The organism is Bacillus sp. EKM501B, assembly GCF_011800505.1.
Taxonomy (GTDB): Bacteria; Bacillota; Bacilli; order Bacillales; family Bacillaceae_G; genus Bacillus_A; species Bacillus_A cereus.
In genome coordinates this window covers 589,448-613,691 of the sequence record NZ_JAALFZ010000001.1, presented here as the reverse complement: position 1 = coordinate 613,691, position 24,244 = coordinate 589,448, and the positions used below count along the sequence as shown (strand labels likewise).

The window sequence follows — 24,244 nt, the reverse complement described above, 5'->3', positions numbered from 1 at the left end:
TGCACATATTACAAATAATAAAAAGATTTTAATTGAAAGGATTCGTAGTGTATAATGCAAATGATATTGATTTCTATCAATACATTATAAGGAGGACTTTTTTATGAGTGTACATATCGAAGCAAAACAAGGTGAAATCGCTGAATCTATTCTATTACCTGGTGATCCATTACGTGCAAAATATATCGCTGAAACATTTCTAGAGGACGTTACTTGCTATAATAATGTGCGTGGTATGTTAGGTTTCACTGGAACTTATAAAGGAAAACGTGTATCTGTTCAAGGTACAGGTATGGGTGTTCCTTCTATTTCTATTTATGTAAACGAATTAATCCAAAGCTACGGAGTTAAAAATTTAATTCGCGTTGGAACTTGCGGTGCAATTCAAAAAGATGTAAAAGTTCGTGATGTTATTATCGCAATGACGGCTTGTACTGATTCTAATATGAACCGTTTAACATTCCCAGGATTTGATTTTGCACCAGCTGCAAACTTTGACCTTTTAAAGAAAGCTTATGATGCTGGAACTGAAAAAGGATTACACGTTCGTGTCGGTAACGTTTTAACAGCAGATGTGTTTTATCGTGAAAGCATGGACATGGTTAAAAAACTTGGAGATTACGGTGTATTAGCAGTAGAAATGGAAACAACTGCTCTTTACACATTAGCAGCGAAATACGGTGTAAATGCATTATCAGTATTAACAGTTAGCGATCACATCTTCACTGGCGAAGAAACAACATCTGAAGAGCGTCAAACTACATTTAACGAAATGATTGAAATCGCTTTAGATGCAGCAATTCAACAATAGTACACTAAAGAACTTGTCATACGTCTGGCGAGTTCTTTTTATGTGACTTTTTATAAATAACTACTTTATAAAGAGACAGATTTCTCCCCTCTACTTTCTTGTAACGTTTGTTATAATAAAGTGAAACTTTAATCAGTGGGGGTTTTTTCCATCCCCCACTGATTATTAGTTGAACCAATCGGATTTTACGGGCAATTGATCTCCCACTTAACTCCCTTGTATTCGCCTAATTTTGAAGTGGGAGTCTTATTGCCCGTTAAAGCGGGATAAAGAAATCATTTACAGTATTTCTCATAAGAGGTGACGCAGTGAAAAACAGAAGTATCGTCTTTAAACTATTTTTATTAACATCCACTTTATTTACAATCATATTCCTACTTTTTTTCCTAGGACAATCTCTATTTTTAGAGAAATTTTATATTAATAAGAAAGTAAAAACAGTCCAAACTGCTTTTGAAAAATTCGTAGATAATTATGATAAAAGTGATAAAAGTTATGAGAAGGTTAGAAAACTAAAACAAGAATTTCATGATAAAACAAATGCCGATATGCAGTTTTTAGATTCTAACGGTATTATTAAAAGTGATAACAATTACTATATCGATGTATTTAATCCCAACAATAATAAACAGTATTCCATTCCACTCAATAATCTTTTAACACCAGAAGAATATAATAAATTCGAAAATTTAGGTTTAAAAAAAGATGTAATAATCAATGTTGATGGAGTCGTGCAAGAGAATAATATAATCACACCACAAAAATTAGGAACGAATTATAATCAATGGCAAAACGAACATTTCTATTCGGATTTTCAATCAATTAATGGAAATCCTTCTAAGAATAGACTTGCGAGCCGATACAAATCTACAACTCGAATCGTCTTTACAGGTGTTATAACTAAGTTACAGCTCCCATCCAAAGCTGAGGTTCGCCTTGCAAATGATATTGAAACATTACAAGCCGTTCAATATTTTGCTGATATGATTAGAGAGGGCACTTCTAACTCGAACCAATTAAGTACTTTCATATTAGATGGCGGAGAAAATATAAAAAATAGTATCTTTGTAAAACCGATTATAGAAAATGGAAGGATTACAGAATACGCTTTTGCGATAGCATCTTTGCAGCCTGTTAATGAAGCGATGCTCGTTTTAAAAGATTATTATGTCTATGCCTTAATCATCGTGTTTCTCGTTATTATTTTGTTATCCTTCTACTACTCAAAAATTATTGTAAAGCCATTAATTAAAATGAATCGTGTTACGAAAAAAATGGCTAATTTTGATTTTAGTGAGAAATTACCAGTTACAGCTGACGATGAAATTGGCGGACTTTCTGGCAGTATCAATACATTATCTGTAAATTTAAAAGATCGAATCGATCGATTAAATGTTGCTAATACAAAGTTACAACAAGATATTGAACGTGAACGTCAATTAGAAAAAACAAGAAAAGAATTCATTTCTGGCGTATCACACGAATTAAAAACACCGCTAAGTGTAATTAGAAGTTTTGCAGAAGGAATTAAAGATGGTGTTAGTAAGGATACTTCGTATTATACTGATGTTATTTTAGAAGAAACAGAAAATATGAACAGGCTGATTGTTGAAATGTTAGAATTAGCAAAGTTGGAATCTGGTACTTACAAACTAGATATGACGACGTTCTCAATCGGTGAATTAACGCAACAAGTCTACACAAAATTATTATTTAGCATGGAAGAAAAACATTTACAAGTGAACGTCGATGCAGACCCTTCTATACTTGTTACAGCAAATCGCAGTCGCATTGAGCAAGTAGTTGTGAACTTACTAAGTAATGCAATTCGGTATACACCAGAGGGAGAAAAAATACAAGTCTCCATTATAGAAGCAGAAGATACCGTAAAAGTCGAAATCGAAAATACAGGAAACCCTATCCCTGAAGAAAGTCTTGAAAAAATTTGGGATCGCTTCTATCGTCTAGATGCATCACGTAGCCGTCACACTGGAGGTACCGGTCTCGGATTATCTATTGTAAAAAACATTTTAGACCTACATCATGCCGAGTATGGTGTGTATAATACGACTAACAGTGTTGTATTCTATTTCAATTTACAAAAAGTAAAAGAAGTCAAATAATTTGTCTTAATTTCACTAGGAGTTCACATGAAATTCACACTCTCCCTTTATAGTAAGAAACAAGTTAATCCTTTCCTTTACACATATAAAAGAGGAGAGTGCGTGAAATGAAACAAGCAGGACAACCTATTCAAAATGAAAAACAATTAGAAACTATCAAAAATATACTTTTACAATCTTCGAAACGTGATGGCTTATTATTCGTATTAGCTGTAAATTCTGGCTTGAAAGTAAGTGAAATCTTACAATTAAAAGTTAGTGATGTAATCGATGAAAATGAAAATGTTCGCCATTCCATTTTATTTTACAATGAAAAAGTGAAGAAACATAAATGGTTTGCTGTAAATGAAGACTTACAGCACGCAATCGAAGACTACATGAAAGAACGTAAAACTTGGAAACGTAATGAACCATTGTTAAAATCTCAAAAAGGAACAAAATCTATTACGAGACAACATGCATGGTACATTTTAAACAAAGCTGCAAAAGAAGTTGGATTAGAAGGGATTAGCTCACATACACTTCGAAAAACTTGGGGTTATTGTGCATACAAATCAGGTGTTGATATTGCGTTTTTACAACACTTCTTTGATCACAGTACTCCATCAAAAACTTTAAAGTATATCGGTATTGCTTAATAACTCTTATACATAAAAAAGGTTACCATTTTAAAATTTGGTAACCTTTTTTATATTTCATATTCTCTTTTCTTGTCTCTCCTATACTGTAGTGGTACTCTAATAATAAGGGGGAGAAATTATGAACACACTTACAATTGAATTACCAAAAGAAACGGCTGAAAAACTTGATTTATTAAAACAAGCTTATGAAAAGAAGACAGGTGCTTCTATCTCTGAGAGCACTCTCGTTCAAACACTTATCTCAAAAGAATTTATCCAAGCGATAACTCCTTTTGATTTACAACAATTCGTCAATGGAAAAGAACAGCATTAATCGCTGTTCTTTTTTTATCTCTATTTAAAATATATAAAGTTTTTTATATATTTTTAGAAAAACCATTGACAATGATAATGATAACCATTATCATTTATTATGAAGCCAACAATTGATGAATCAACCAAACGCTCAGTAACATTGTTACCCCTCTTTTTCATATAGAAAGGCACTGTACATTCCCCCTGTTTGTACAGTGCCTTTCTTGTTTATTATCATTCAAAAAAATTTAATTGCTCCGGCTTCGGCTCACCATATGTAATGTTCATCATTTTCATAAGCTGTTTCGCATTATCTGCTGCATCCCCACCTGAATTGTTGTTAAACAGTACGTATATATCCTTTGTTTTCTTTTTTAATTGCTCTAGTCGTTCAACCCATTCTTCCAGTTCTTTATTGTTGTAGCGATATAAACAGCGAACCGCTCTCCAATTTTCCCCTTTATCAAGCCAACCATGAACATTTCGACCGTGAAAACGTATTAATGCCATGTCTGAATTCGTAACCTCTAACACGAGTGGCACAGAACCTATCCCAGCCTGTGGTTCATCACAAATTGTATGAATCCATTTCTCCTGTTCTAGAAACTGTAACGTCTTATCTCTCATTTCTGGATAAAACCATGTTTGATTTCGAAATTCTATTGCACATGGTAAACCTTCCATTTTTTCTTTCGTATATCGAAGAAAATCTACATTTTTCTTTTTGCAATCAAACCATGGTGGATATTGAAATAAAATTGTTTTTAATTTATCAGCTTCTATTAAAGGAAGAATAGACTGTTTATACACATCAAACATCTCATCGAACGTAGAAAAAGGAATTTCACCTTTCATATGTCCTGTCATTCCTTGATACGCTTTTACGACAAAAGAAAAATCTTTCGGCGTTTCCATTGCCCATTTTATATAATTTCGTGCAGGTTGCATCGCGTAAAATGAACTATCCACTTCCACAATAGGAAAATACTCGCTATATGTTCGTAATTTATTTCTATTTTCATAGGGATTTATGTATAAAGAATCATGATCTCCCCATCCTGTCACTCCAATAAACAGCACATATACCCCTCCCTTTTAACTTCATCTTCAATTCACTTTCCAAACACTTTGCATCATGTAGCCTTTTCTTTAAGAGTATCCTTATAAAAATATGATATACTATATGGAAGAATTTTTAAAATGAGGGGTTATTTATTTATGCTTCCAAACGATGCTACTGTATCTCATGAAAAACGAATTGAAGAACTAGAAAATAAAGTACGTTTTTATGAAGAACTTGTGAATCAATTACCACATCATTTCACATACAAAAATCCACATATTGGTTTACGAATAAAGAAAACTAGAACGACTCATTCCATTCAAGAAATACCAAAAGAGAATAAAGAGGCTCATTTTCAACTTACTTGTGATTCATTATTTTTATTTGAACAACTTGAAAAACACTTTGTACATATTTTTGATGCCTTTTCACATCATGTAACCTTTATCGATAGTAACGGGAATATTACTTTATGTAATCAAGTTGCTGCAGATGATTTCGGTATAATACGAAATGATATTATCGGAAAACCGATTCAACAATTACTAAACTTGCCGGAAGAAAAAATTAAAGCAATTGAAACATTAAAAACGGGAACAGAAATATATAATGAAGAAGTTTTAGACAAAAACTATGGCATTATAAATAACCGAATTATTCGCGATTATAACGGGGAGATTTTTAGAGTTATTAGTGTCTTTCATTATTTAAATACAGAACGTGATGCAGAGAAGTTTTCGTTAGCAGGGCGAATCGCAGCTGGAATTGCACACGAAGTACGAAATCCTCTTACAACAGTACGAGGATACTTACAATTTTTACAAGAAAGCGTTTCTCCATCAAATAAAGAGTTATTTAAAAACTTGCTTATCCCTGAATTAGATCGTGCAAATAATATTATTACAAAATTTTTAGCCATTTCAAAAACACGGGAATTTACAAGAGAACCGTTTCCCATCAATACATTTTTACGTGACTATATTCAACAGTTACTAGCTAGTGAAGTTTCCTTGCATAATATTTCAATTGATTATAACTTCTCTAATGAATTAGATGATATTTTAGTCAATATTGATCGACATGAACTTGTTCAAGTGTTTTTAAATCTATTTCAAAATGCCGTCGATGCTCAAGGCGACAAACCTCTTTCTATTCAAATTACTAGTTATCGCCTTAATAACTTCATTCGGATTACTTTCACAGATAATGGAATTGGTATTCCTCCAGCTATTCAAGAATATATCTTTGATCCATTCTTCTCAACGAAGGATTCGGGAACAGGACTAGGCTTGTCAGTAACAAAAAAAATCATCCAAAATCATAACGGCACATTAAAAATGACTAGTAATGAAGATGGTACAACTTTCACTATTTCAATTCCAATCTTACCTAAAACAACCCTTGAAAAATTAAATCAATGTAAATAAAGGACTAATCCACGAACTACATGCCAATTGTTAAACACTCCCAACAATTAGCATGTAGTTTTTTATGTTGCACTTTTCTTCTTTACATTATATAAACCTTTCTCTATATCTTACTTATTTCTTTCGTAGGTGGGCCAATTTCTTATTTTTTTTAGAAATGGTAGTTTGTCCATCACGAATTTAGTATAAATTTCATTTTAATATATAGTAATGACTGATGATTCTATGAAAGAAAAGAATGAAAAGATGAACAATAAAAATAAAGGAAAAGTATTTTATGGTAATAATTGTTGCGAAGTAAGAGCATGTAACCATATTAACATCCCTAAGTCAGAACTTACAGAATTTGTTAGACTTCTTCAAGCTCTTGGTCAAGCTATTCTAGTTCAATATGGATTTGGTTGCCTAGGCGGAGGAACTACGGGGACTACTGGTGCTCAAGGGCCTCAAGGCGCTCAAGGACCTCAAGGCGCTCAAGGACCTGCGGGCGATACAACTACGACACTATCTGTCTTCCGAATTTACTAACCACAATTTCCGAAAATATTTTGGGAGGACTAAGCACATTTATAAGTAATAGATGTGATTTTGATTGTCTATTAAATCTCTCTTTTAATAAAAAGGAGCACTTGTTTGGGAGGATAAGTGCTCCTTCTTTACGTTTCTTTACCTCAAATTTACTCTATCTTAATCCTCATTTTGTATGATAAATAATGAAGTCAAAGATATGAAAGAGGGATGAAAAATGAGAGTTATGTCACCGATACGCATTTGGATTGCTCTTATGGTATGCATTATTTTATGTGTAGGATTTTTTTTAACTCTAAAATATTCCACTATTTCAAAAGCAGATAGAAAAACTGTTCCATACAAAATTTTGTATACGAAACAAAACAACATCCTTTATTCCAATTCCACAAATAATGAAAAAAAAGTTATAAAAGGAATGCTTATTACGGAAGCTCCTAGTTACGAAACTCTACTTCAAATTGCTGAAACGATTAAAGATCAATATACAAATAAAGGAATTGATGAAATCACGCTGTCTATCCATAATGAAAATAATGGTAGTTATGAAGAAGAATTACCATACGAACCGATTAGTAAAGGAACAATAATCATCACATACGATTCCCACTCCTTTGGCAGTACGAACATTACTCTTAATGAATAGTAGCATTTACCTCACAAATTATGAGCACACTTTATTTTTCACATGAAAAAGAGGCGAATAACGAAATTCGCCTCTTTTTTTACCATAATGATGGAATCCACTCTTTCACTTTATTAAACCACTCTTGCTGTTCTTTTTTCCTTTGTTGTTCTTCTTCTTGCCTTTTCTTTTCTTCTTCTTTTCTTCGCTTTTCTTCTTCAATTGTTTGCAATTGTTTTTTATAGTCCGCCTCAGATATTAACGATAATTGGAACGCTTTTTGGGCTGGGTTTGCATTTGCTTTTTTCATGATATCCCGGAACATCGTCGTTGTAATTTGACTACCACCTGGAACATAATGCTCGCTATCTGTTTTGTCATATCCTACCCAAATCGCACCTACTAAATCTGGTGTGTATCCTACAAACCACGAGTCCTTTGCCCCTACGCTCGGGCCATTTACAAGTTGAGTAGTCCCTGTCTTTCCTGCTGTATCAACATTAGTAACTTTCGCTTTTCCACCTGTTCCCTTTTCTACAACACCTTTTAATAAATACGTCATCTTTTGAGCAATTTTCTCACTCGTCACTCGTGTCTCTTTCTTATACCATTTCCCTATTATTTCCCCTTCAGCATTTTGAACTTCTCTAATTGCATGAGCCTCTACTTGAACCCCATCATTAGCAAATGTACTATATGCTTGAGCCATTACAAATGGTGATGTCCCTACATGCATCCCACCTAAAGCAATTGGATACGTACGGTCTTCTGGTACTAATGGAATACCAAATCGCTCTAAAGATTTCAATCCTTTATCTAATCCTATTTGTTCTAATAGCCACACAGCGGAAACATTATACGACTTTGCTACCGCTTCATACATTGTCACATTACCATGAAAAGCCTGATCACTATTTTTCGGTTCATATTCTTTAATATGAAATGGTTCATCCTTTAATATATCGTATACTTCATACCCTTGTTCTAAAGCGGGTACATATACAGCTAGAGGCTTTAATGTTGAACCTGGCTGTCTTTTTAATTGCGTAGCATGATTAAATTGTAAAAACTGATATGGTCCTCTACCCCCAACTAAAGCTGGAACACCGCCTGTTTTGGGATTTATAAGGACTACACCTGTTTGCATAAGTTGATCTGAGCCACTATCTTTGAAATAGCTATCATTATTCACAACATCTTCTACAGCTTGTTGTTTTTTCGGATCAAGCTCAGTATAAATACGATAACCACCTGCTAAAATTTCATTTTGTGTCAATTCGTATTTGTCCATCGCTTCTCTAACAATATAGTCTACATATTGAGAATATTTTCCCTTGTATTTATCATCCACACCACGTTTTAATACAAGACCACTCTCTTTTTCTTTATTATACTGTTCGTCAGAAATATACCCTTGCTCTTTCATTAAGCTTAATACGACATTACGTCTTTCAATTGACTTGTTAAAGTTTTTATAAGGTGAATATGCAGATGGTGCTTTAATCAAGCCTGCAATCGTTGCAGCTTCTGAAATTGTTAAATCTTTTACATCTTTATCAAAATAAGATTTTGCTGCCCTTTTTATACCCCAAGCACCTTCCCCAAAATAAATTTGATTCATATACATTTCAATAATTTCATCTTTTGTATAAGTACGTTCTATTTTTTTTGTTAAAAAGTATTCCTTTATTTTACGAGAAAATGTACGATCTTGTGTCAGAAATACATTCTTCGCAAGCTGCTGTGTAATTGTACTTCCCCCAGCTACAACTTCTCCTGCTGTAATATTTTTAAAAACCGCACTTATAATTCCACTATAATAAATACCATGATGGTTAAAAAATTCCTTATCTTCTACTGCAACAATTGCCTGAACCATAATATCAGGAATATCTTTTCTTTTAACGCCTTCTGTTTTCGAAGAAGCTAATTTAGTTGCGACCTCATTATTTGCATCATAAATTAAAGTCGGTTGTGGAACAGCTTGTTTTAGTTCAGATATGTCTTGAATGGAAATTATTATATTTACAGCAATAAATAGAGTAACGAATACACTTCCCAATACAATTAATGAATTACGAAGTTTCTTCCTCTTATTGAACCACTCAAGCATTTTTTTAAAATGAGTGTTCTTCAATTTCATTCGTTCACTTCCTTCATTTATTTACACTCTTCTTTTTAAAAGGAAGAATATACCGCCTTTTAAATTTATTATAATAACGTAGTCATTCCTATAGTGTAAAGCTTTTCTTTTACATTCATACTTTTTGCAAGAAAAGGACATTCTACAAGTAAGATATTCACTATTGGATATTAATATTATTAATAGAACAACGAGAGTTATGTTAAGTTTTTGTAAACTTTTCGATAAAATGTTTTAAAAAACGACAGTTTTTTGTTAGAATTGATTAGCCAATATATTTTACATATATTACTTTTGTGGGGGTAACAATAATGGTCTTTAAATCAAAAAAAGATAAATTTTCTGAAATGTTAATGAATGTTTCCGAAAATTTAAAAGAAGGCGCGCAGTTTTTCGTGGAGTATAAAATTAAAAATGCTAGCGATTTAAAAGAGTTTTCTATGCGCATGAAAGAGTATGAGTCAAAAGGTGACTCATTTATTCACGAAATCATTATGGAGTTAAACAAAGCGTTTATCACTCCGATTGAACGTGAGGACATCCTACAACTTGCAATGAGTATGGATGATGTATTAGACGGATTAGATCACAGTGCTGGTCTGTTCGAAATGTATTCTATTACAGAAGCAGATGAATACATGATTAAATTCGTAGAAGCAATTAATCAATGTGCGATTGAGATTGCAAACTCTGTTGAATTAATGTCTAACAAAAAATTAGTCGACATTCGTACAAATGCGATTAAGATTAAGGATTATGAATCACAGTGTGATGATATTCGCCGTCATGCGATTAAGAACTTATTCTCTCGTGAAAAAGATCCGATTAAGATTATTCAATTTAAAGAGATTTACGAAGAGCTTGAAGAAGTAGCTGATAGCTGTCAAAGCGTTGCAAACGTATTAGAAACAATTATTATGAAGAACGCGTAAGGAGTTTGATCATGGATACACTCTTGATACTGACCGTTTTAGTAGTCATTTGCGCTTTAGCTTTTGACTTTATCAATGGATTTCACGATACAGCAAACGCTATTGCAACGGCTGTTTCAACGAAAGCTCTAAAGCCTAGACATGCCATTATTATGGCGGCTATTATGAACTTTTTGGGCGCAATGACATTTACAGGTGTAGCAAAAACGATTACAAAAGATATCGTTGATCCATTCGCCTTACAAAATGGTTCTCTTGTAATTTTAGCTGCTTTGCTTGCGGCGATAGCTTGGAACTTAATTACTTGGTACTACGGTATTCCAAGTAGTTCTTCGCATGCAATTATCGGCTCAATCGCAGGTGCAGCAATTGCGGCCGCTGGGATTAGCTCGCTAAATCTTAAAGGATTTATTAAAATTATTGAAGCTTTAATCATTTCACCGATTATCGCTTTCGTTATTGGTTATACCGTATACAGTATTTTTAAAGTAGTATTTAAAAACTTTAACTTAACGAAAACGAATAAGAACTTCCGTATATTCCAGATTTTCACTGCAGCATTACAAGCCTACACACACGGTACGAATGATGCACAAAAAGCAATGGGAATCATTACGATGGCTCTTATGGCTAATAACTATCATACTTCTAGCGATATCCCGTTCTGGGTACAATTATCTTGTGCTATCGCAATGGGGCTTGGTACTTCTGTCGGCGGATGGAAAATTATTAAAACTGTCGGTGGACAAATTATGAAAATTCGTCCTGTAAATGGTGTAGCTGCCGATTTATCATCATCACTTGTTATTTTCGGTGCAACATTCATTCACTTACCGGTTAGTACGACGCACGTTATCTCTTCTTCTATTTTAGGGGTTGGTGCTTCTCACCGTGTGAAAGGGGTAAAATGGGGAACTGCAAAACGCATGTTAATTACATGGGTTATTACACTTCCTATTTCAGCTTCTTTAGCTGCTCTGTTTTACTACCTATTACATTTTGTTTTCTAATCAAAAGTCGTCTTCCTTATTTTTCTAGGAAGACGACTTTTTTGTGAACAAGCCTATTTCTCATTAAAAAGCGTGTATAATAATTGGTGGATAAGTTATTTAGAGGAGTTGGCAATTTTGGAATACATCATGTTACTTTTCATCGGACTAATCGCCGGAACAGTCGGCAGCCTAGTTGGGCTTGGAGGCGGAATTATTATTGTTCCGTTATTAATTGGATTACACAGTTTATCACCACAACTTGCAGTAGGGACTTCTATGGTAACAGTCGTTTTCACAGGACTATCTTCCACCCTTACTTACATGAAGCATAAGCGAGTAGATTATAAAAGTGGACTTATTTTATTTATCGGAAGCGGCCCTGGTGGTATTATCGGATCATGGGCAAATAAATTTTTAAACCAAGACACATTTTCTTTATACTTTGGGATTTTCCTTATATTCGTCTCAATTCTACTTATGCTTCGAGACAAATTAAAACCTCTTTCCCTCTCAAATACGTCTGTAATTAAGCGTTCTTTTACAGATAATGATGGAAATACTGTACACTACCAATTCCCACCGTTTCTTGCTATCTTTATCGCCTTTATAGTTGGGTTTATATCTGGATTATTTGGAATTGGTGGCGGTGCCTTACTTGTTCCAGCAATGATGCTTCTTTTTGCATTCCCAGCACATATTGCAGTAGCAACTTCAATGTTCATCGTATTTCTATCAGCAATTGTAAGTTCTGCAACTCACATCTCACTTGGAAATGTCAGCTGGATTTATGCATTAATCCTGATTCCGGGTGCATGGATTGGCGGAAAAATCGGGGCTTACATTAATACAAAACTAAGTGGTAACGCCGTAATTAATTTATTACGTATTACGTTGATTATTCTTGGAACTAGATTAATCATTATTTCCCTTTTATAACGTATTCTTTTTAGAATGCGTTTTTCTTATACACATGAATATAAAAATCCTCCGAGGAGAACAAATAAAATTAAACAAACACATAATAACATATAATTTGAAATATGTACTTTCTTCAAGTTGACCACTCCTATAACTGCGACTGTTATCTTTATGATAGCGAAAAAATAGTTCACTTGCAGTTACAGAGTGCTAACAATGCAAAATCAATTATTACAAATTTTATCCTTATATTTCATTTCTTTGTATATTCTATCGATTTAATAAAAAAAGATGTCATATTGACATCTTTTTTAATGAAGAAGTGACCACCCCATGAAGTCTTCATGTACTTGGCACGCCCTCTTATCGTTTCGATCATATAATTCAGCATAGCTATCTGTTTCTTCATCATAAGCCATCGTATAAATAATTTGGCCGTCTACTTCAACGGATAAAACGACTCCACCTTTCATCTCTTCTACATGAATGATAGCATTCGCCGGAATTCTCATATCCGTCATTCTCATCGCATCTAACAATATACTAAACCCCCTACAGCGTATTCATTGCTAGTACTATTACACACTAAATAGTATACTACTGTAATAGCATACATTTCGTCAATGAAATTGCTGTTGAAATAGCATATTGTCTATATACATATACGCTAAAATAGAAGAAATAGAAACATATTAATGGGGGGCTAACATTGATTCTACACAAAGGAGATGTACTATTCCGTCAAGGCGAGGACGGTCCTTTATACTTTATAAAAACAGGCTTATTAAAAGTAGTTCGGCTAGAAGAAGACGGAACACCATTTTTATTCAACATTATCGTTCCAGGTGAAACGATACCTCATCATTCTTTAATTTCAGCGAAAGAATATCACGGTACAGCTATCGCTTTAATAAAAACAGAAGTGGAACCGATCACTAATAGTGAATGGTACGAGAGACTTCAAGCAAATCCCGAATCGTATGCTAACATCGCTATGCAATTGCAATCTAAATTAAGAATGATGCAACAACGAATTGATCAATTGACAACCGTCTCTCCGAAAGAACGTCTTCATCGTTTACAAGAATGGTTCGCCCTATATTTAGGTGACATTCCTATATATGAAATATTAACACAAACCGAAATTGGTCAACTGATAGGTATACGTCGTGAAACAGTAAACCGTTTATTACGAGAACAAATAAAAAACGAGGTAAAATAAATACCTCGTTTTTTTGCTTATTGTAAGCTTGTTGCTGGGCCGAAAAATTCATAATGAATATGCTCTTGTTTCACACTTAAATCAGTTAGTGCAGCATTTATATGCTTCATAAATGCTACTGGACCACAGAAATAAAACTCTGCTTCAGTTGTCGGAATAATAGTTTTTAACCATTCACTTTCAATGAAACCTTCTTTATCAAAGTTCTTCATTTCTAAATCTTTTTCAGTCGGTGCAGAATAACAAGTATATGCTTTAACTTGTTCATATTCATTTTCTACTGTCTTAACGTGTTCTTTCATTGCATGTGTATTACTATTTATTGCTGCATGAACAAAATATACATTACGTTTTGAATCTTGTTCAATTAACGTATTTAACATACTCATCATCGGTGTAATCCCTACTCCACCACTAATTAGTACAACTGGTAATGTTGAATCCATATTTAACACGAAATCTCCCGCTGGTGCACTTACTGGTAAAACATCTCCTTCTTTTACATGTTCATGTAAGTAATTAGACACTTTACCGTCTGGTGTATCTACACCTTTTTCTTTTTTTACACTAATACGATAATATTCTTTCCCAGGAGCATCGGATAAACTATATTGACGATTATGTGTATATGTCTCACCTTCAATATTGATTTGAATCGTTACATATTGACCTGGGATGAATGAAGAAACTTTCCCTCCATCTTCAGGTTTCAAATAAAATGACGTAATAACATCGCTTTCCTTCACTTTTTTAACAATCACAAAGTTGCGGAAGTCTTTCCATCCACCTTCTTTATGTGCAGCTTCTTCATACATCTCTGCTTCAATGCTAATGAATGCATCAGCAATGACACCATATGCTTCTCCCCATGCATTTAAAACTTCATCAGGTGCACCTGCGATCTCTTTAATGGCACGTAGTAAACATGTACCTACAATCGGGTAATGCTCTGCTTTAATACCTAAACTTCTATGCTTATGACCAATTTGTTTTACAACTGGAATAATAGCTTCTAAATTATCAATGTACGTTGCAGCTGCATAAACAGCATTCGCTAACGCTTGTTGTTGTCTTCCCTTTTTCTGATTTGTATGGTTGAAAATATTCAATAACTCCGGATGTTCCGAAAATAAAATTTCATAAAATCTCGTTGTAATTTCAACGCCTTTTTCTTGTAATAATGGTACTGTTGACTTTACGATTTCAATTGTTTTTGCACTTAACATTGTATCCCACTCCTCTATTTCCTTAACTGTTTTTAGTTTAACTGAATCTTATAATGCAGATTGTGATTTTAATCACTATTAACACGGTGTTTTTGTGAATAATATATGAACATTGTATTTACAAAAGAAAATAAGCTAACTAGAATTCTAGCTAGCTTATTATTTTGTTTGTATAGCTTGTTCAATTACTTTTATATCTTTCCCATCGCCAAACTCCGTATATCCCCAGATATTCGTTTCACCTCTATATTTATTTACGATAATATCCAAGTCATGATATACACGGTGGGCATACACTACATACTCAATATTTTGAAGTTCCACACCTTTTTTTACAATTTCATAGCTTCTATTTACATCACGTTTTATTTTTTCATTCTTTATTTCTGTATGTATATTTTTTAACGATGATTCTTGTTGTTGAAACCATTGCTTAAATTGATTCCAATCCCCGTCTGTATAATTCTCTGCTTTACCGTAATTTAAGAAATTATTATAGCTTTCATGTGTCATTCGAATAAAATTTAGCACTTTTGTCTCTTCTTGCACATCTTCTATTTGAGCTATTGTATTTACCTCAGCAGGCTTATTCGCATAATGTAACAGCACTTTCATAAGACTATAGCTTGCAATGATCATCACGATAATAATCCCGAATACACTTAACAATTTCTTCATATACAGAACTCCTTCTCTACTAAAAATATTACAATGTATGACTATACTTGTAACTTTCTCTCGTAGAAATATAATTCCTGTATAAATTCTTCCTATCATTTCGACAATATTTTTCTATACATTTCTCGTTGGCAAATGTTCTTGTAAAACAATATATCCTTCATAAGCTGTGTAACCGAGTATAGCCATTAATCCAATATAACAAGCAAATACTGTCCATTTCGTTTTCGCATCCACTTTATAATAGTTTTCTTGTTGTTCCTTTTCTGTTTTCCATTCATTTAATTTTCTTTCTGACGCTTCAAATGCTTCCCTTATGTGAATTGTATACTCATCTTTTTCATCTTCATATGGAACATAATCTAACGGTTCGAACTTCGGTAAAAGATACTCTAACACTTCCATTTTTTGAAGTTCACCTATTTGTAACTCTTTTTCCCGTTCTCTTTGTCTTAATGCATTCATCTCATGATGCATCACGTATATAGTCCGATGTACAGCACCCGTTTCTTTTAATTCCTCTTCAAGCCTAGTAACATATTCTTTCATCCCATCAATTTTATGCCCTAATTCCTTAATCGGCTCATCTCTCTTTATTACTCTATATAACTCCATACAACCGATAATAACAATAAATCCTCCCAAAATACTTTTAAAGTAAATTGAATAGCCAAGTAATAAAATAAGGCCTGCTCCCCAAATTTTAGTACTGACAACTGAAATAATTCGCCCACCATCTAGCGGCGAAACGGGAATTAAATTAAAGAAATTAATCATACTTCCAAGCAAAATAACAAGCGCCCAAAATGGCTCTTTCGTCATTATATAAAGCGGTATCGCGGGTAAAAATGACAGAAGTCCGAAAAGCGGACCCATATAGGCAATGTAAGCTTCATCTTTCGCATTTTTCGGCATCTCTTTCATTCCAATAAGGGCCCCCATAAATGGAATAAAGATTGCTGGCGATGTTGGGATCCCCTTTCTTTTCGCAGCCCATAAATGGCCCATTTCATGAACAAACAACAAATAAATGAGCGCCACTCCAAATTTCCAACCATATAGAACTGCGTATGCGCCAAGCGATAGAAACATACTAAATACCGTTGAAAACTTTGCTAATTTAAAAATTGCAAATACCCACTTTAACTTAGACAGTAAAAATAGACCTATCGCAACAATAATTCCCCATAATCCTTTTTTATTATTTTTCATATTCCTCTCCTTTATCTCTCATTAATGAATCATATTCATTCATTAAAGCTTGTTCTTTTCTCTATTATGACATATTTTTTTCTATTGTTAGAAATAATGTTTATATAATCCATTTTCAGCCAAAAATATAAATAAAAGGAGGTGTACAAAAATGAATTTACAATCTCTTATAATAGGTGCTCTATCGTTTTTAGCTTCAACTCTTATTTTTTATACCGTTAGTTACGTATTATTATTAGATTTGTTGCCCAATCACGTATTTATTGCCCTTGTCATCCTTTCCGCTCTTATGATTTCTTTTCTTATTACACGAAAATCAATGAATGAGCCATCTGCAAAAGCAAAGTAATAGAGAGGGGTGCTTTCCCCTCTCTATTATCATTTCCTAGGAAAGGTCATATAGATTTGACGAGTTTATATTCATTCCAATCCGTAAGGGCTAATTAAAGTCTCACTTTATCTTTGAAAATTCATTTTTTCACCATAATCTTTAACAATCTGAATTATATTTTGAAACACACCTATTTTTTCTTTTTTACTGTTTAATATTTTCAAATCATAACTTTCGTAATATGTTTCTAATGATTTTAATTGTGATTCTGAAGCGCTTTTTATCGGAACAGTAGCATGTAATTCATATTGCTTATACCCTTCCTTTACTTTTTCACCTAAAATCATTTCACTCTCTTTTGCTCCAATTAATTTTTGAACTTTTTCTGGAAAATTGAGTTGCAAATAATATTCTTGCTCCTTCACTAACTTATTGTATAGTGATTGTGAAATCGTATACCGTACCGTATAATTCACGTTTTGATCGCCTGTTTTAATATGAAACGCGGTAATCTGCAAATCTTTTTTTGTTACTTCCGTTAAAGGGCTTACCTGCATCTCATCTTCTTTTTGTTCTGAGACATTTGGAAATATATCCAAAAGCTTTTCCGTATCTTTTTCATTCAACATATACATAGCTTTCTTATATTGCACCCATCCTCGTCTATCTTCTCCCCTTAACCATGCATAATAAGTTTCTTTTTTCCCATCTCTACTAATTTGTATTTCATATTCAGGTTCACCGAAGCTTCCTGTTATTTCTTGTTTCTCAGCTTTATTCAAAATGTCTATTACTAACTTCGCTTCTGATTCCTGCAACTTTTTCTCTTTATGTTTTTTTTGTATAACGGTTACCCCTATTGTTTCTTTCACTTCATTCACCGTCTCTTCTACTTTTTTTGTTTCTTTTTTCGGCTCAACTTGACCACAAGCTGCTAGTAACATAACAAACAACAACACCAATACATATTTCCCTTTCAAATTAATCCTCCTCTTACGATAAGAAATCCTTATAATCTTCATACATAAAACAAAAACGTGACATCCTATTAAATACGCTATACTAATCATTGAAAGGAGGTCTTTATCATGTCCATTAATTTTCATGATGAAAATAATAAGTACACATATGCAACAAGAAACGCTCATATTTCTTGGGCTGAAATGGTAAAAAACATTACAGAAATACAAAACAAGCAAATAATTGATATCGGCTGTGGTGGTGGGATTTATACGAAAGAACTCGCTCTTATGGGAGCCAATAATGTTGTGGGACTTGATTTTTCAAAAGAAATATTACAAGCTGCAAAAGAAAATTGTAACAACTTTTCAAACATTTCATTCATCCACGGTGATGCACATAATATCCCATACCCTAATGAAACATTCGACATAGTTATTTCGCGTGCAGTTATTCATCATTTACAAGACATTCCTACATTTTTACGTGAAGCTTCTCGTATATTAAATAAAAACGGTGTACTTATTTTACAAGATCGAACAATTGAAGATTGTACAATTCCAGGAAATCCCGAACACATTCGCGGATATTTTTTCTCTCTATTTCCAAAACTTATTGAAATAGAGTCAAAAAGACGTCCAAAAACCAACACTATACAGACAGAATTACAAAAACATTCTCTTCATGTACTTCCCACACAAACACAATGGGAAATACGAAAAATACATGATTCTGTAGAAGCATTATTGCAAGATTTATCTCCTCGAACAGGTCGATCCATTCTATATGAGTTAACAGATGATGAACTTTCTCAACTTCTACAACATATACAGACCGCATTACAAAACGTCTCTCCTATTATTGAAAGAGATCGATGGACAATTTGGAGCGCTATGAAGTTGTAAGGAAGGAAGCCTCACAAAATAATGTGAGGCTTCCTTTCTTTCATAATCTAATTTTGCAACACTCTTGATATCCTCCACTTCTGGCCTGTGCACTTCCACACTTCGGACATACTAAATATCTAGACTGATTTGTCAACAAACTACCTTTTTGAAAGAGTAAAACTTCTGCTTGTTTAAACGAACGCGAATAATATAACCACATAAAACCAATTATAGCAATAATGCCAAATAATACTCCCATCGCAAGCATTTCAGTCACCTCTTTTGGTTTGTTCTTTCCAGCAAGTGGATTGTTGTATTATTCTCTATAAATTCAAACAATCCCTTCTTCACTCCTATAAATATCAATTTTCTCTATAAAATTTACAATTCTCCGCAAATTTTCACTCCCATTTTACAATTCATCATTTCCTTTACAACAACGAATATCACTTTCGATATTTCCGTATATAAATATATCTTTCCAAAAACATATTGACTTTCTAAAAAAAACATGCAACAATACTGTCAGAATACTTGAATAAAAATTCATTGACGAGAACGAGTACGTTATAGAACTGTTCCCCAGAGAGTTGGCGATTTGCTGAAAGCCAACGTTCAGTGCGTAACCGAAAATCATCTCCGAGAAGTAGAACCGAATGTTACAGTAAGTTCTTACCGGCCGTCCCCCGTTACAAGGAACACGTATCATGTTGTACGTTGCAAAGCCGTATACATATAGATTTATTTCTACATGTGTAAATTAGGGTGGTATCGCGGGTAAATATAACTCGTCCCTTTCTTTAGGGACGAGTTTTTTGTGTTCTTACAAATGAATTTAAAAAAGGAGGAAAAACAATGAACACTGTATCAAAAAAACATATTTTTTTCACGGGTCTTATGCTATTTTCTTTATTTTTTGGGGCAGGTAATTTAATTTTCCCTCCCATGCTTGGCCAAAATGCAGGTGAAAACTTTTGGCCAGCAATGATTGGATTTTTACTAACAGGAGTTGGCTTACCACTACTAACTGTTATCGCAATTTCTCTATCTGGAAATGGAATGCAGCAACTTGCAAGTCATGTTCATCCATTATTCGGAATTTTCTTTACAGTAATTGTATACATTGCTATCGGTCCATCTATGGGCATCCCACGTGTTGCAAATGTCGCTTATGAAATGGGTGTTAGTTCTTTCTTACCAGAAACAATCCGCTCTAGCAGCCTAGTGCTATTTGTATATACAATCATCTTCTTTACTATCGTATTTTGGCTGAGTTTGAATCCATCTAAACTTGTTGATCGTATTGGAAATGTATTAACACCTATTTTATTACTCTCTATTTTCTTATTGTTTGTTAAAAGTGTATTTACACCACTTGGGCAATCAGGACCAGCAATGCAAGAGTATCAAACTTCTCCAATCTTCAAAGGCTTTATGGAAGGCTACTTAACAATGGACACTATTTCAGCACTTGCATTCGGAATTATCGTTGTAAATGCAATTCGCTCTAAAGGTGTGAATGATCGTAAGTCCATTGCCATCGCCACAGCAAAAGCAGGGCTTATTGCCGCTACAGGGCTCGTACTTGTATACGGTGCACTCGGCTGGCTTGGGGCAACTAGCGTCTCGCTCGGATATGCAAAAAATGGCGGACAGCTACTTACTGTTATCGTACAACAATTATTCGGTCCATACGGTTTGCTCCTATTATCTCTTATCGTTACACTCGCTTGTTTAACGACATGCGTTGGACTCGTATCTGCGTGCAGCCAATATTTTTCAACATTATTGACTACATTTTCATACAAAACGTTCGCGAGTATCATTTGCGCATTAGGATTACTAGTTGCCAACTTAGGTTTAACGAAAATTATCGCAATCTCTGTTCCAATTCTACTTGTTGTGTATCCAATTGCGATTGTACTCGTACTACTATCATTACTTCATAAATACTTCGGTGGATATCGCTCTGTTTATGTAGGTGCTTTAATTGGAGCAGCTGTAGTGAGCGTATTTGATGGATTAAAACAAGGTGGTATTTCAGTTTCATTTATCACACCATATTTTGAATTTATCCCTTTATATAATGAAGGAATCGGCTGGCTAATACCAGCATTAGCAGGAGCTCTTATTGGTCTTGCAATGGCTAAATTAAGCGGTACGAAAAAAGTTCCATTAGTAACCGAATCTCACGAAGTAAAAGCCTCCTAAAAAAACTCCCAAAAGGGAGTTTTTTTACATTTGATACGCAGTATGATTAAAACTGCTTATTTTATAAGCCTTCGTATAATATTCAATATTCGTATCAACTGTTTCTACCTTGACAACATCATAGTGCTCTTCTTGCTTTACTAAAAATAAATAGTATTCCTCTGTAGCCTCAATAATCGCAATTTTATCTGTTTCAACATTATATTGTTCACAAAGCGCTTGTAATGCGTTCACATAATCCCCTAATTTTTTAGACTTATCCATTCCGAATATAGTTTGAACTAACATATACATTCTCCCCTTTATATGTACTGTTAACACCTCAATGATAACGCTTACATTTTTTTATCGTCAATAAAAACATTCAATAGTTTTAACGCCAAATCTATATTGTATCGAGCCAATAATCAGCGAGGAATTCCCCGCCAATTAAAGTTTCACTTTATCCCGCATTAACTGCCCGTAAAAGCCCGATTGGTGAGGGCTGATAATCAGTGGGGGAGGAACAACCTCCCCACTGATTAAAGTTTCACTTTATCACTTCGTTAATTGATGCCTAAATGCATAAATAACCGCCTGAGTACGGTCACTTACATTCAATTTATTTAATATATTACTCACATGTGTCTTTACCGTTTTCAGTGCAATAAATAACTCGTCCGCAATCTCTTGATTACTTTTTCCCTCTGCGATTAATAACAAAATCTCAAACTCTCTTTCCGTTAAATCATCATGCAAAGGTTGCTCTTTCTTTTGACGCATACGGGACATCATTTTCCCGGTAACTTTCGGCTCTAATACTGTTTCTCCATCATAAGTAGCTCGTACAGCATCAGCAATATCACTTGCTCTTGATGTTTTTAATAAGTAACTGGTCGCCCCAGCCTCAATAACAGGATACAATTTTTCGTCATCTAAAAAGCTTGTTACAACTACAATTTTTGCTTCTGGCCATTCTTGAATAATAGCACGTGTTGCTTCGACACCGTCCATCTCATCCATAACAAGGTCCATTAAAATAATATCCGGCCTTAATTGCAATGCTAATTCTGATCCTTTTCTTCCATTCTCAGCTTCCCCTACTACTTCAATATCTGGCTGTGTAGATAAATATGCCGATACACCCATACGAACCATTTCATGATCATCGACAAGCAATACTTTTATCATACTTCTCCTCCTCTCTCAATCATAATCGGTACTTTTACTTCTATTTGTGTACCTTTGGCCGGGAAACTAAGTACCTTGAGTGTCCCACCAATTTCATGAACACGCTCTTGTATCGATCTTAGGCCATATGAACCAGCCTTATTAACCCCTACTTCAAACCCAACGCCGTCATCAATGATTTTTAAAATCGCATATTGATCAATTTTTCGAAGGCGCACTTCTGTTTTCTTTGCCTTCGCGTGTCGCAACGTGTTTGATAGCGCTTCTTGCACAATACGGAATAAATGATCTTCTACACCTTTTTTTAATTCTATTGGCTCAATAAGCCATTCAATTTTCATATGTTGTTTTCGCGATAATTCCGTTAATAATTCCTCTATACCTTCTGTCAGTTTCTTACCTTCCAATTGTACAGGACGTAAATGAAGGAGCAATGCTCTCATTTCTGATTGAGCATTTACAACCATATTTTCAACAAGTTGCAATTGTTTTTTTGTCACATCTGGAAATTCAGTTATTTGTTCATTAATCGCTGACATCATCATCGACATTGCGAAAAGCTGCTGACTTACTGAATCATGCAACTCCCTTGCTAAACGATGCCTTTCTTGAGAAATCGCTTCTTGTCTCATCTCTTCATTCCAATGAGCTCGTTCATTCGTTACTTTTTGAAAGAGTCCAGCTTGCTCCTCTAATCGACGAGCCAGAACGATTACTTTTCGTTCCACTTCATGAAATTCATCATCTGCAGTAAACGAAACATCGCTCGGAAAATTCCCTCGCTCTACTTCAAATAGAAACGTATTTAATCCTTGTATACGCTGCTCTATATAGTAACCGATTGCATATCCTACAATTCCCCCGATAAGTAAACTTGTAGTCATAATAAACAAGCCAATTGGAACAGAAGCGATGGATTCCTTCCATAATAAATCATACACTTGTTGCTCGCTTTTCCATACATATACAATTGTACAAATGAGTGCGATACTAACAGAGGACAACATAGAATAACGAATATACATCCACGAAATATTTTTTTGTTTCTTCATTATACTTTCCTCACTTCCGTGTCGCCTACGACAAGCGAAGAAATAATTTTAATACGTCGAGGAGCCTCTTTATACTGCTCTGTTCTAAATGTAACATTGCGGTTAAACCCTGTCTCTTCATGACCTGGCAAGAGCACACGCCCGACAATAACAGAATGATTTAAAGAAAGTTCAATATCATATGGCACATATAAACGAATATTACCAACGACACCTCGAATAACAATTACCGTTTCCCCTTCTGGAATCATAGCAGTTGTTAAATCTATTTCCACATCACAAGCACCATATTGAACATTAATATCCTCAAGTTCATAAATATGATCCATCATTCGCACATTGCCTACAAACATATTTTTCAAATATGGTTCTGTACGATATATTTGCTTCTCTTCGTCTATCATCCCTTTTTCTTTAATTTCAACCTTCATTGCTTTTTGCTGATGCCCTTGTTGAATCAATTGATAACCAATTAAAGCTAAACAAGCAAATACGACAAGAACAAATGCTGCTGATGAAAATAAGAAGAATAAAAATACGATACCACCAACAAATAAAAATACATTTCCCCGTACATAACGATTCTTTTTACGATAATGCCTTCCAAACATAAGCATAATAAATGCAAAAATGAGACCACCTGGTTCAAAATGTCCAAGTATCATATCAAGAAAAAGACCGAACCCAAATATGATGAGGAGCATCCCCATTAATTGTGTCTTTGAAAAATGTTTCTTCATTTCAGCTCCCCCCTTCTTGTCACATATACATAGAAGAAAAGGCATTGCTTTCCAACAC

The 24,244-nt window shown here is 34.1% G+C and carries 26 protein-coding genes and 1 other annotated feature; of the genes, 14 read left to right on the top strand and 12 right to left on the bottom strand.

Translation table 11 applies throughout. From position 1 onward, the window contains the following. Positions 1–103 precede the first annotated feature (103 nt). From deoD to HFD78_RS03220, 4 genes are all read left to right on the top strand, one after another. On the top strand, positions 104–811 hold the full coding sequence (gene deoD, locus HFD78_RS03235; protein WP_000110707.1) for a purine-nucleoside phosphorylase: 708 nt from the start codon (positions 104–106) through the stop codon (positions 809–811). Between the two features lie 308 nt (positions 812–1,119). Next, on the top strand, positions 1,120–2,934 hold the full coding sequence (locus HFD78_RS03230; protein ID WP_000797508.1) for a sensor histidine kinase: 1,815 nt from the start codon (positions 1,120–1,122) through the stop codon (positions 2,932–2,934). Positions 2,935–3,041: 107 nt separating this feature from the next. Beyond that, positions 3,042–3,572, top strand: coding sequence for a tyrosine-type recombinase/integrase (locus HFD78_RS03225; RefSeq protein ID WP_000806236.1), 531 nt, complete (start codon positions 3,042–3,044; stop codon positions 3,570–3,572). 121 nt (positions 3,573–3,693) lie between these two features. Continuing rightward, complete coding sequence (locus HFD78_RS03220) at positions 3,694–3,888, top strand: DUF3924 domain-containing protein (RefSeq protein ID WP_001094860.1); 195 nt, start codon at positions 3,694–3,696, stop codon at positions 3,886–3,888. 215 nt (positions 3,889–4,103) lie between these two features. Here HFD78_RS03220 and HFD78_RS03215 read toward each other — a convergent pair whose 3' ends face one another. After that, complete coding sequence (locus tag HFD78_RS03215; protein WP_000897354.1) at positions 4,104–4,949, bottom strand: DUF72 domain-containing protein; 846 nt, start codon at positions 4,947–4,949, stop codon at positions 4,104–4,106. A gap of 138 nt (positions 4,950–5,087) precedes the next feature. On the opposite strand from HFD78_RS03215, the gene HFD78_RS03210 reads away from it, so the two are divergent. From HFD78_RS03210 to HFD78_RS03200, 3 genes are all read left to right on the top strand, one after another. Beyond that, entirely contained in the window at positions 5,088–6,359 is a 1,272-nt protein-coding gene (locus HFD78_RS03210) for an ATP-binding protein (RefSeq protein ID WP_000937243.1), read from the top strand. A gap of 225 nt (positions 6,360–6,584) precedes the next feature. Further along, the gene (locus tag HFD78_RS03205) at positions 6,585–6,887 is read left to right on the top strand and encodes a hypothetical protein (protein ID WP_141551781.1); all 303 of its coding nucleotides are present in this window, start codon (positions 6,585–6,587) and stop codon (positions 6,885–6,887) included. A 217-nt stretch (positions 6,888–7,104) separates the two neighbouring features. Next, on the top strand, positions 7,105–7,533 hold the full coding sequence (locus HFD78_RS03200) for a hypothetical protein (RefSeq protein WP_001265588.1): 429 nt from the start codon (positions 7,105–7,107) through the stop codon (positions 7,531–7,533). Positions 7,534–7,612: 79 nt separating this feature from the next. Here the strand turns inward: HFD78_RS03200 and HFD78_RS03195 are convergent, their stop codons facing one another. Then, positions 7,613–9,655 carry a transglycosylase domain-containing protein gene (locus tag HFD78_RS03195; protein ID WP_000769234.1) on the bottom strand — a complete coding sequence of 681 codons (2,043 nt, stop codon included), beginning with the start codon at positions 9,653–9,655 and terminating at the stop codon, positions 7,613–7,615. A gap of 311 nt (positions 9,656–9,966) precedes the next feature. Between HFD78_RS03195 and HFD78_RS03190 the strand changes: the two genes are divergently transcribed. From HFD78_RS03190 to HFD78_RS03180, 3 genes are all read left to right on the top strand, one after another. Then, a complete protein-coding gene (locus HFD78_RS03190; RefSeq protein WP_000231449.1) occupies positions 9,967–10,587 on the top strand; it encodes a DUF47 domain-containing protein in 621 nt (206 codons plus the stop codon). 11 nt (positions 10,588–10,598) lie between these two features. Continuing rightward, on the top strand, positions 10,599–11,597 hold the full coding sequence (locus HFD78_RS03185) for an inorganic phosphate transporter (RefSeq protein ID WP_000380273.1): 999 nt from the start codon (positions 10,599–10,601) through the stop codon (positions 11,595–11,597). A gap of 117 nt (positions 11,598–11,714) precedes the next feature. Further along, positions 11,715–12,515 (top strand): sulfite exporter TauE/SafE family protein, encoded by an 801-nt coding sequence (locus tag HFD78_RS03180; protein ID WP_000455762.1) that lies wholly within the window; start codon positions 11,715–11,717, stop codon positions 12,513–12,515. Positions 12,516–12,808: 293 nt separating this feature from the next. On the opposite strand, the gene HFD78_RS03175 is transcribed toward HFD78_RS03180, so the two are convergent. After that, complete coding sequence (locus HFD78_RS03175; protein WP_000883009.1) at positions 12,809–13,036, bottom strand: hypothetical protein; 228 nt, start codon at positions 13,034–13,036, stop codon at positions 12,809–12,811. Between the two features lie 170 nt (positions 13,037–13,206). Here HFD78_RS03175 and HFD78_RS03170 point away from each other — a divergent pair, with 170 nt between their 5' ends. After that, entirely contained in the window at positions 13,207–13,719 is a 513-nt protein-coding gene (locus tag HFD78_RS03170) for a Crp/Fnr family transcriptional regulator (protein ID WP_000600579.1), read from the top strand. Between the two features lie 17 nt (positions 13,720–13,736). Here the strand turns inward: HFD78_RS03170 and hmpA are convergent, their stop codons facing one another. The 3 genes from hmpA to HFD78_RS03155 all read right to left on the bottom strand — a co-directional run bounded on the left by hmpA (position 13,737) and on the right by HFD78_RS03155 (position 16,835). Beyond that, the gene (gene hmpA / locus HFD78_RS03165) at positions 13,737–14,945 is read right to left on the bottom strand and encodes an NO-inducible flavohemoprotein (protein ID WP_000947317.1); all 1,209 of its coding nucleotides are present in this window, start codon (positions 14,943–14,945) and stop codon (positions 13,737–13,739) included. A 159-nt stretch (positions 14,946–15,104) separates the two neighbouring features. Then, entirely contained in the window at positions 15,105–15,623 is a 519-nt protein-coding gene (locus HFD78_RS03160) for a hypothetical protein (RefSeq protein WP_000735526.1), read from the bottom strand. A gap of 114 nt (positions 15,624–15,737) precedes the next feature. Continuing rightward, complete coding sequence (locus HFD78_RS03155) at positions 15,738–16,835, bottom strand: site-2 protease family protein (RefSeq protein WP_000794491.1); 1,098 nt, start codon at positions 16,833–16,835, stop codon at positions 15,738–15,740. A 151-nt stretch (positions 16,836–16,986) separates the two neighbouring features. On the opposite strand from HFD78_RS03155, the gene HFD78_RS03150 reads away from it, so the two are divergent. Then, positions 16,987–17,184 carry a hypothetical protein gene (locus tag HFD78_RS03150; RefSeq protein ID WP_001053356.1) on the top strand — a complete coding sequence of 66 codons (198 nt, stop codon included), beginning with the start codon at positions 16,987–16,989 and terminating at the stop codon, positions 17,182–17,184. 107 nt (positions 17,185–17,291) lie between these two features. Here HFD78_RS03150 and HFD78_RS03145 read toward each other — a convergent pair whose 3' ends face one another. Beyond that, on the bottom strand, positions 17,292–18,146 hold the full coding sequence (locus HFD78_RS03145) for a YhfM domain-containing protein (protein WP_000677064.1): 855 nt from the start codon (positions 18,144–18,146) through the stop codon (positions 17,292–17,294). Between the two features lie 108 nt (positions 18,147–18,254). On the opposite strand from HFD78_RS03145, the gene HFD78_RS03140 reads away from it, so the two are divergent. Continuing rightward, positions 18,255–19,031, top strand: coding sequence for a class I SAM-dependent methyltransferase (locus HFD78_RS03140; RefSeq protein WP_000026284.1), 777 nt, complete (start codon positions 18,255–18,257; stop codon positions 19,029–19,031). A 40-nt stretch (positions 19,032–19,071) separates the two neighbouring features. Here the strand turns inward: HFD78_RS03140 and HFD78_RS03135 are convergent, their stop codons facing one another. Then, a complete protein-coding gene (locus tag HFD78_RS03135; RefSeq protein WP_000880630.1) occupies positions 19,072–19,281 on the bottom strand; it encodes a hypothetical protein in 210 nt (69 codons plus the stop codon). A 272-nt stretch (positions 19,282–19,553) separates the two neighbouring features. Beyond that, positions 19,554–19,812, top strand: a binding site (T-box leader). A gap of 56 nt (positions 19,813–19,868) precedes the next feature. On the opposite strand from HFD78_RS03135, the gene brnQ3 reads away from it, so the two are divergent. After that, entirely contained in the window at positions 19,869–21,224 is a 1,356-nt protein-coding gene (brnQ3, locus tag HFD78_RS03130; RefSeq protein WP_001099140.1) for a branched-chain amino acid transport system II carrier protein BrnQ3, read from the top strand. A 24-nt stretch (positions 21,225–21,248) separates the two neighbouring features. On the opposite strand, the gene HFD78_RS03125 is transcribed toward brnQ3, so the two are convergent. The 4 genes from HFD78_RS03125 to liaF all read right to left on the bottom strand — a co-directional run bounded on the left by HFD78_RS03125 (position 21,249) and on the right by liaF (position 24,186). Then, complete coding sequence (locus HFD78_RS03125; protein WP_139366616.1) at positions 21,249–21,518, bottom strand: DUF3992 domain-containing protein; 270 nt, start codon at positions 21,516–21,518, stop codon at positions 21,249–21,251. 243 nt (positions 21,519–21,761) lie between these two features. Beyond that, positions 21,762–22,394, bottom strand: coding sequence for a response regulator (locus tag HFD78_RS03120; RefSeq protein WP_000598707.1), 633 nt, complete (start codon positions 22,392–22,394; stop codon positions 21,762–21,764). Then, entirely contained in the window at positions 22,391–23,446 is a 1,056-nt protein-coding gene (locus HFD78_RS03115) for a sensor histidine kinase (RefSeq protein WP_000744325.1), read from the bottom strand. Before HFD78_RS03115 ends, HFD78_RS03120 begins: the two co-directional genes overlap by 4 nt. Next, a complete protein-coding gene (gene liaF, locus HFD78_RS03110; RefSeq protein WP_000716096.1) occupies positions 23,446–24,186 on the bottom strand; it encodes a cell wall-active antibiotics response protein LiaF in 741 nt (246 codons plus the stop codon). The genes HFD78_RS03115 and liaF overlap by 1 nt, the downstream gene beginning before the upstream one ends. Positions 24,187–24,244 lie beyond the last annotated feature (58 nt).

Excerpts from the sequence above, each read along its gene's own strand:
- deoD (WP_000110707.1), top strand. The coding sequence starts at position 104 with ATGAGTGTACATATCGAAGCAAAACAAGGTGAAATCGCTGAATCTATT.
- HFD78_RS03225 (WP_000806236.1), top strand. The coding sequence starts at position 3,042 with ATGAAACAAGCAGGACAACCTATTCAAAATGAAAAACAATTAGAAACT.
- HFD78_RS03220 (WP_001094860.1), top strand. The coding sequence starts at position 3,694 with ATGAACACACTTACAATTGAATTACCAAAAGAAACGGCTGAAAAACTT.
- HFD78_RS03210 (WP_000937243.1), top strand. The coding sequence starts at position 5,088 with ATGCTTCCAAACGATGCTACTGTATCTCATGAAAAACGAATTGAAGAA.
- HFD78_RS03205 (WP_141551781.1), top strand. The coding sequence starts at position 6,585 with ATGAAAGAAAAGAATGAAAAGATGAACAATAAAAATAAAGGAAAAGTA.
- HFD78_RS03200 (WP_001265588.1), top strand. The coding sequence starts at position 7,105 with ATGAGAGTTATGTCACCGATACGCATTTGGATTGCTCTTATGGTATGC.
- HFD78_RS03195 (WP_000769234.1), bottom strand. The coding sequence starts at position 9,655 with ATGAAATTGAAGAACACTCATTTTAAAAAAATGCTTGAGTGGTTCAAT.
- HFD78_RS03190 (WP_000231449.1), top strand. The coding sequence starts at position 9,967 with ATGGTCTTTAAATCAAAAAAAGATAAATTTTCTGAAATGTTAATGAAT.
- HFD78_RS03185 (WP_000380273.1), top strand. The coding sequence starts at position 10,599 with ATGGATACACTCTTGATACTGACCGTTTTAGTAGTCATTTGCGCTTTA.
- hmpA (WP_000947317.1), bottom strand. The coding sequence starts at position 14,945 with ATGTTAAGTGCAAAAACAATTGAAATCGTAAAGTCAACAGTACCATTA.
- HFD78_RS03160 (WP_000735526.1), bottom strand. The coding sequence starts at position 15,623 with ATGAAGAAATTGTTAAGTGTATTCGGGATTATTATCGTGATGATCATT.
- HFD78_RS03155 (WP_000794491.1), bottom strand. The coding sequence starts at position 16,835 with ATGAAAAATAATAAAAAAGGATTATGGGGAATTATTGTTGCGATAGGT.
- HFD78_RS03150 (WP_001053356.1), top strand. The coding sequence starts at position 16,987 with ATGAATTTACAATCTCTTATAATAGGTGCTCTATCGTTTTTAGCTTCA.
- HFD78_RS03140 (WP_000026284.1), top strand. The coding sequence starts at position 18,255 with ATGTCCATTAATTTTCATGATGAAAATAATAAGTACACATATGCAACA.
- HFD78_RS03135 (WP_000880630.1), bottom strand. The coding sequence starts at position 19,281 with ATGCTTGCGATGGGAGTATTATTTGGCATTATTGCTATAATTGGTTTT.
- brnQ3 (WP_001099140.1), top strand. The coding sequence starts at position 19,869 with ATGAACACTGTATCAAAAAAACATATTTTTTTCACGGGTCTTATGCTA.
- HFD78_RS03125 (WP_139366616.1), bottom strand. The coding sequence starts at position 21,518 with ATGTATATGTTAGTTCAAACTATATTCGGAATGGATAAGTCTAAAAAA.
- HFD78_RS03120 (WP_000598707.1), bottom strand. The coding sequence starts at position 22,394 with ATGATAAAAGTATTGCTTGTCGATGATCATGAAATGGTTCGTATGGGT.
- HFD78_RS03115 (WP_000744325.1), bottom strand. The coding sequence starts at position 23,446 with ATGAAGAAACAAAAAAATATTTCGTGGATGTATATTCGTTATTCTATG.
- liaF (WP_000716096.1), bottom strand. The coding sequence starts at position 24,186 with ATGAAGAAACATTTTTCAAAGACACAATTAATGGGGATGCTCCTCATC.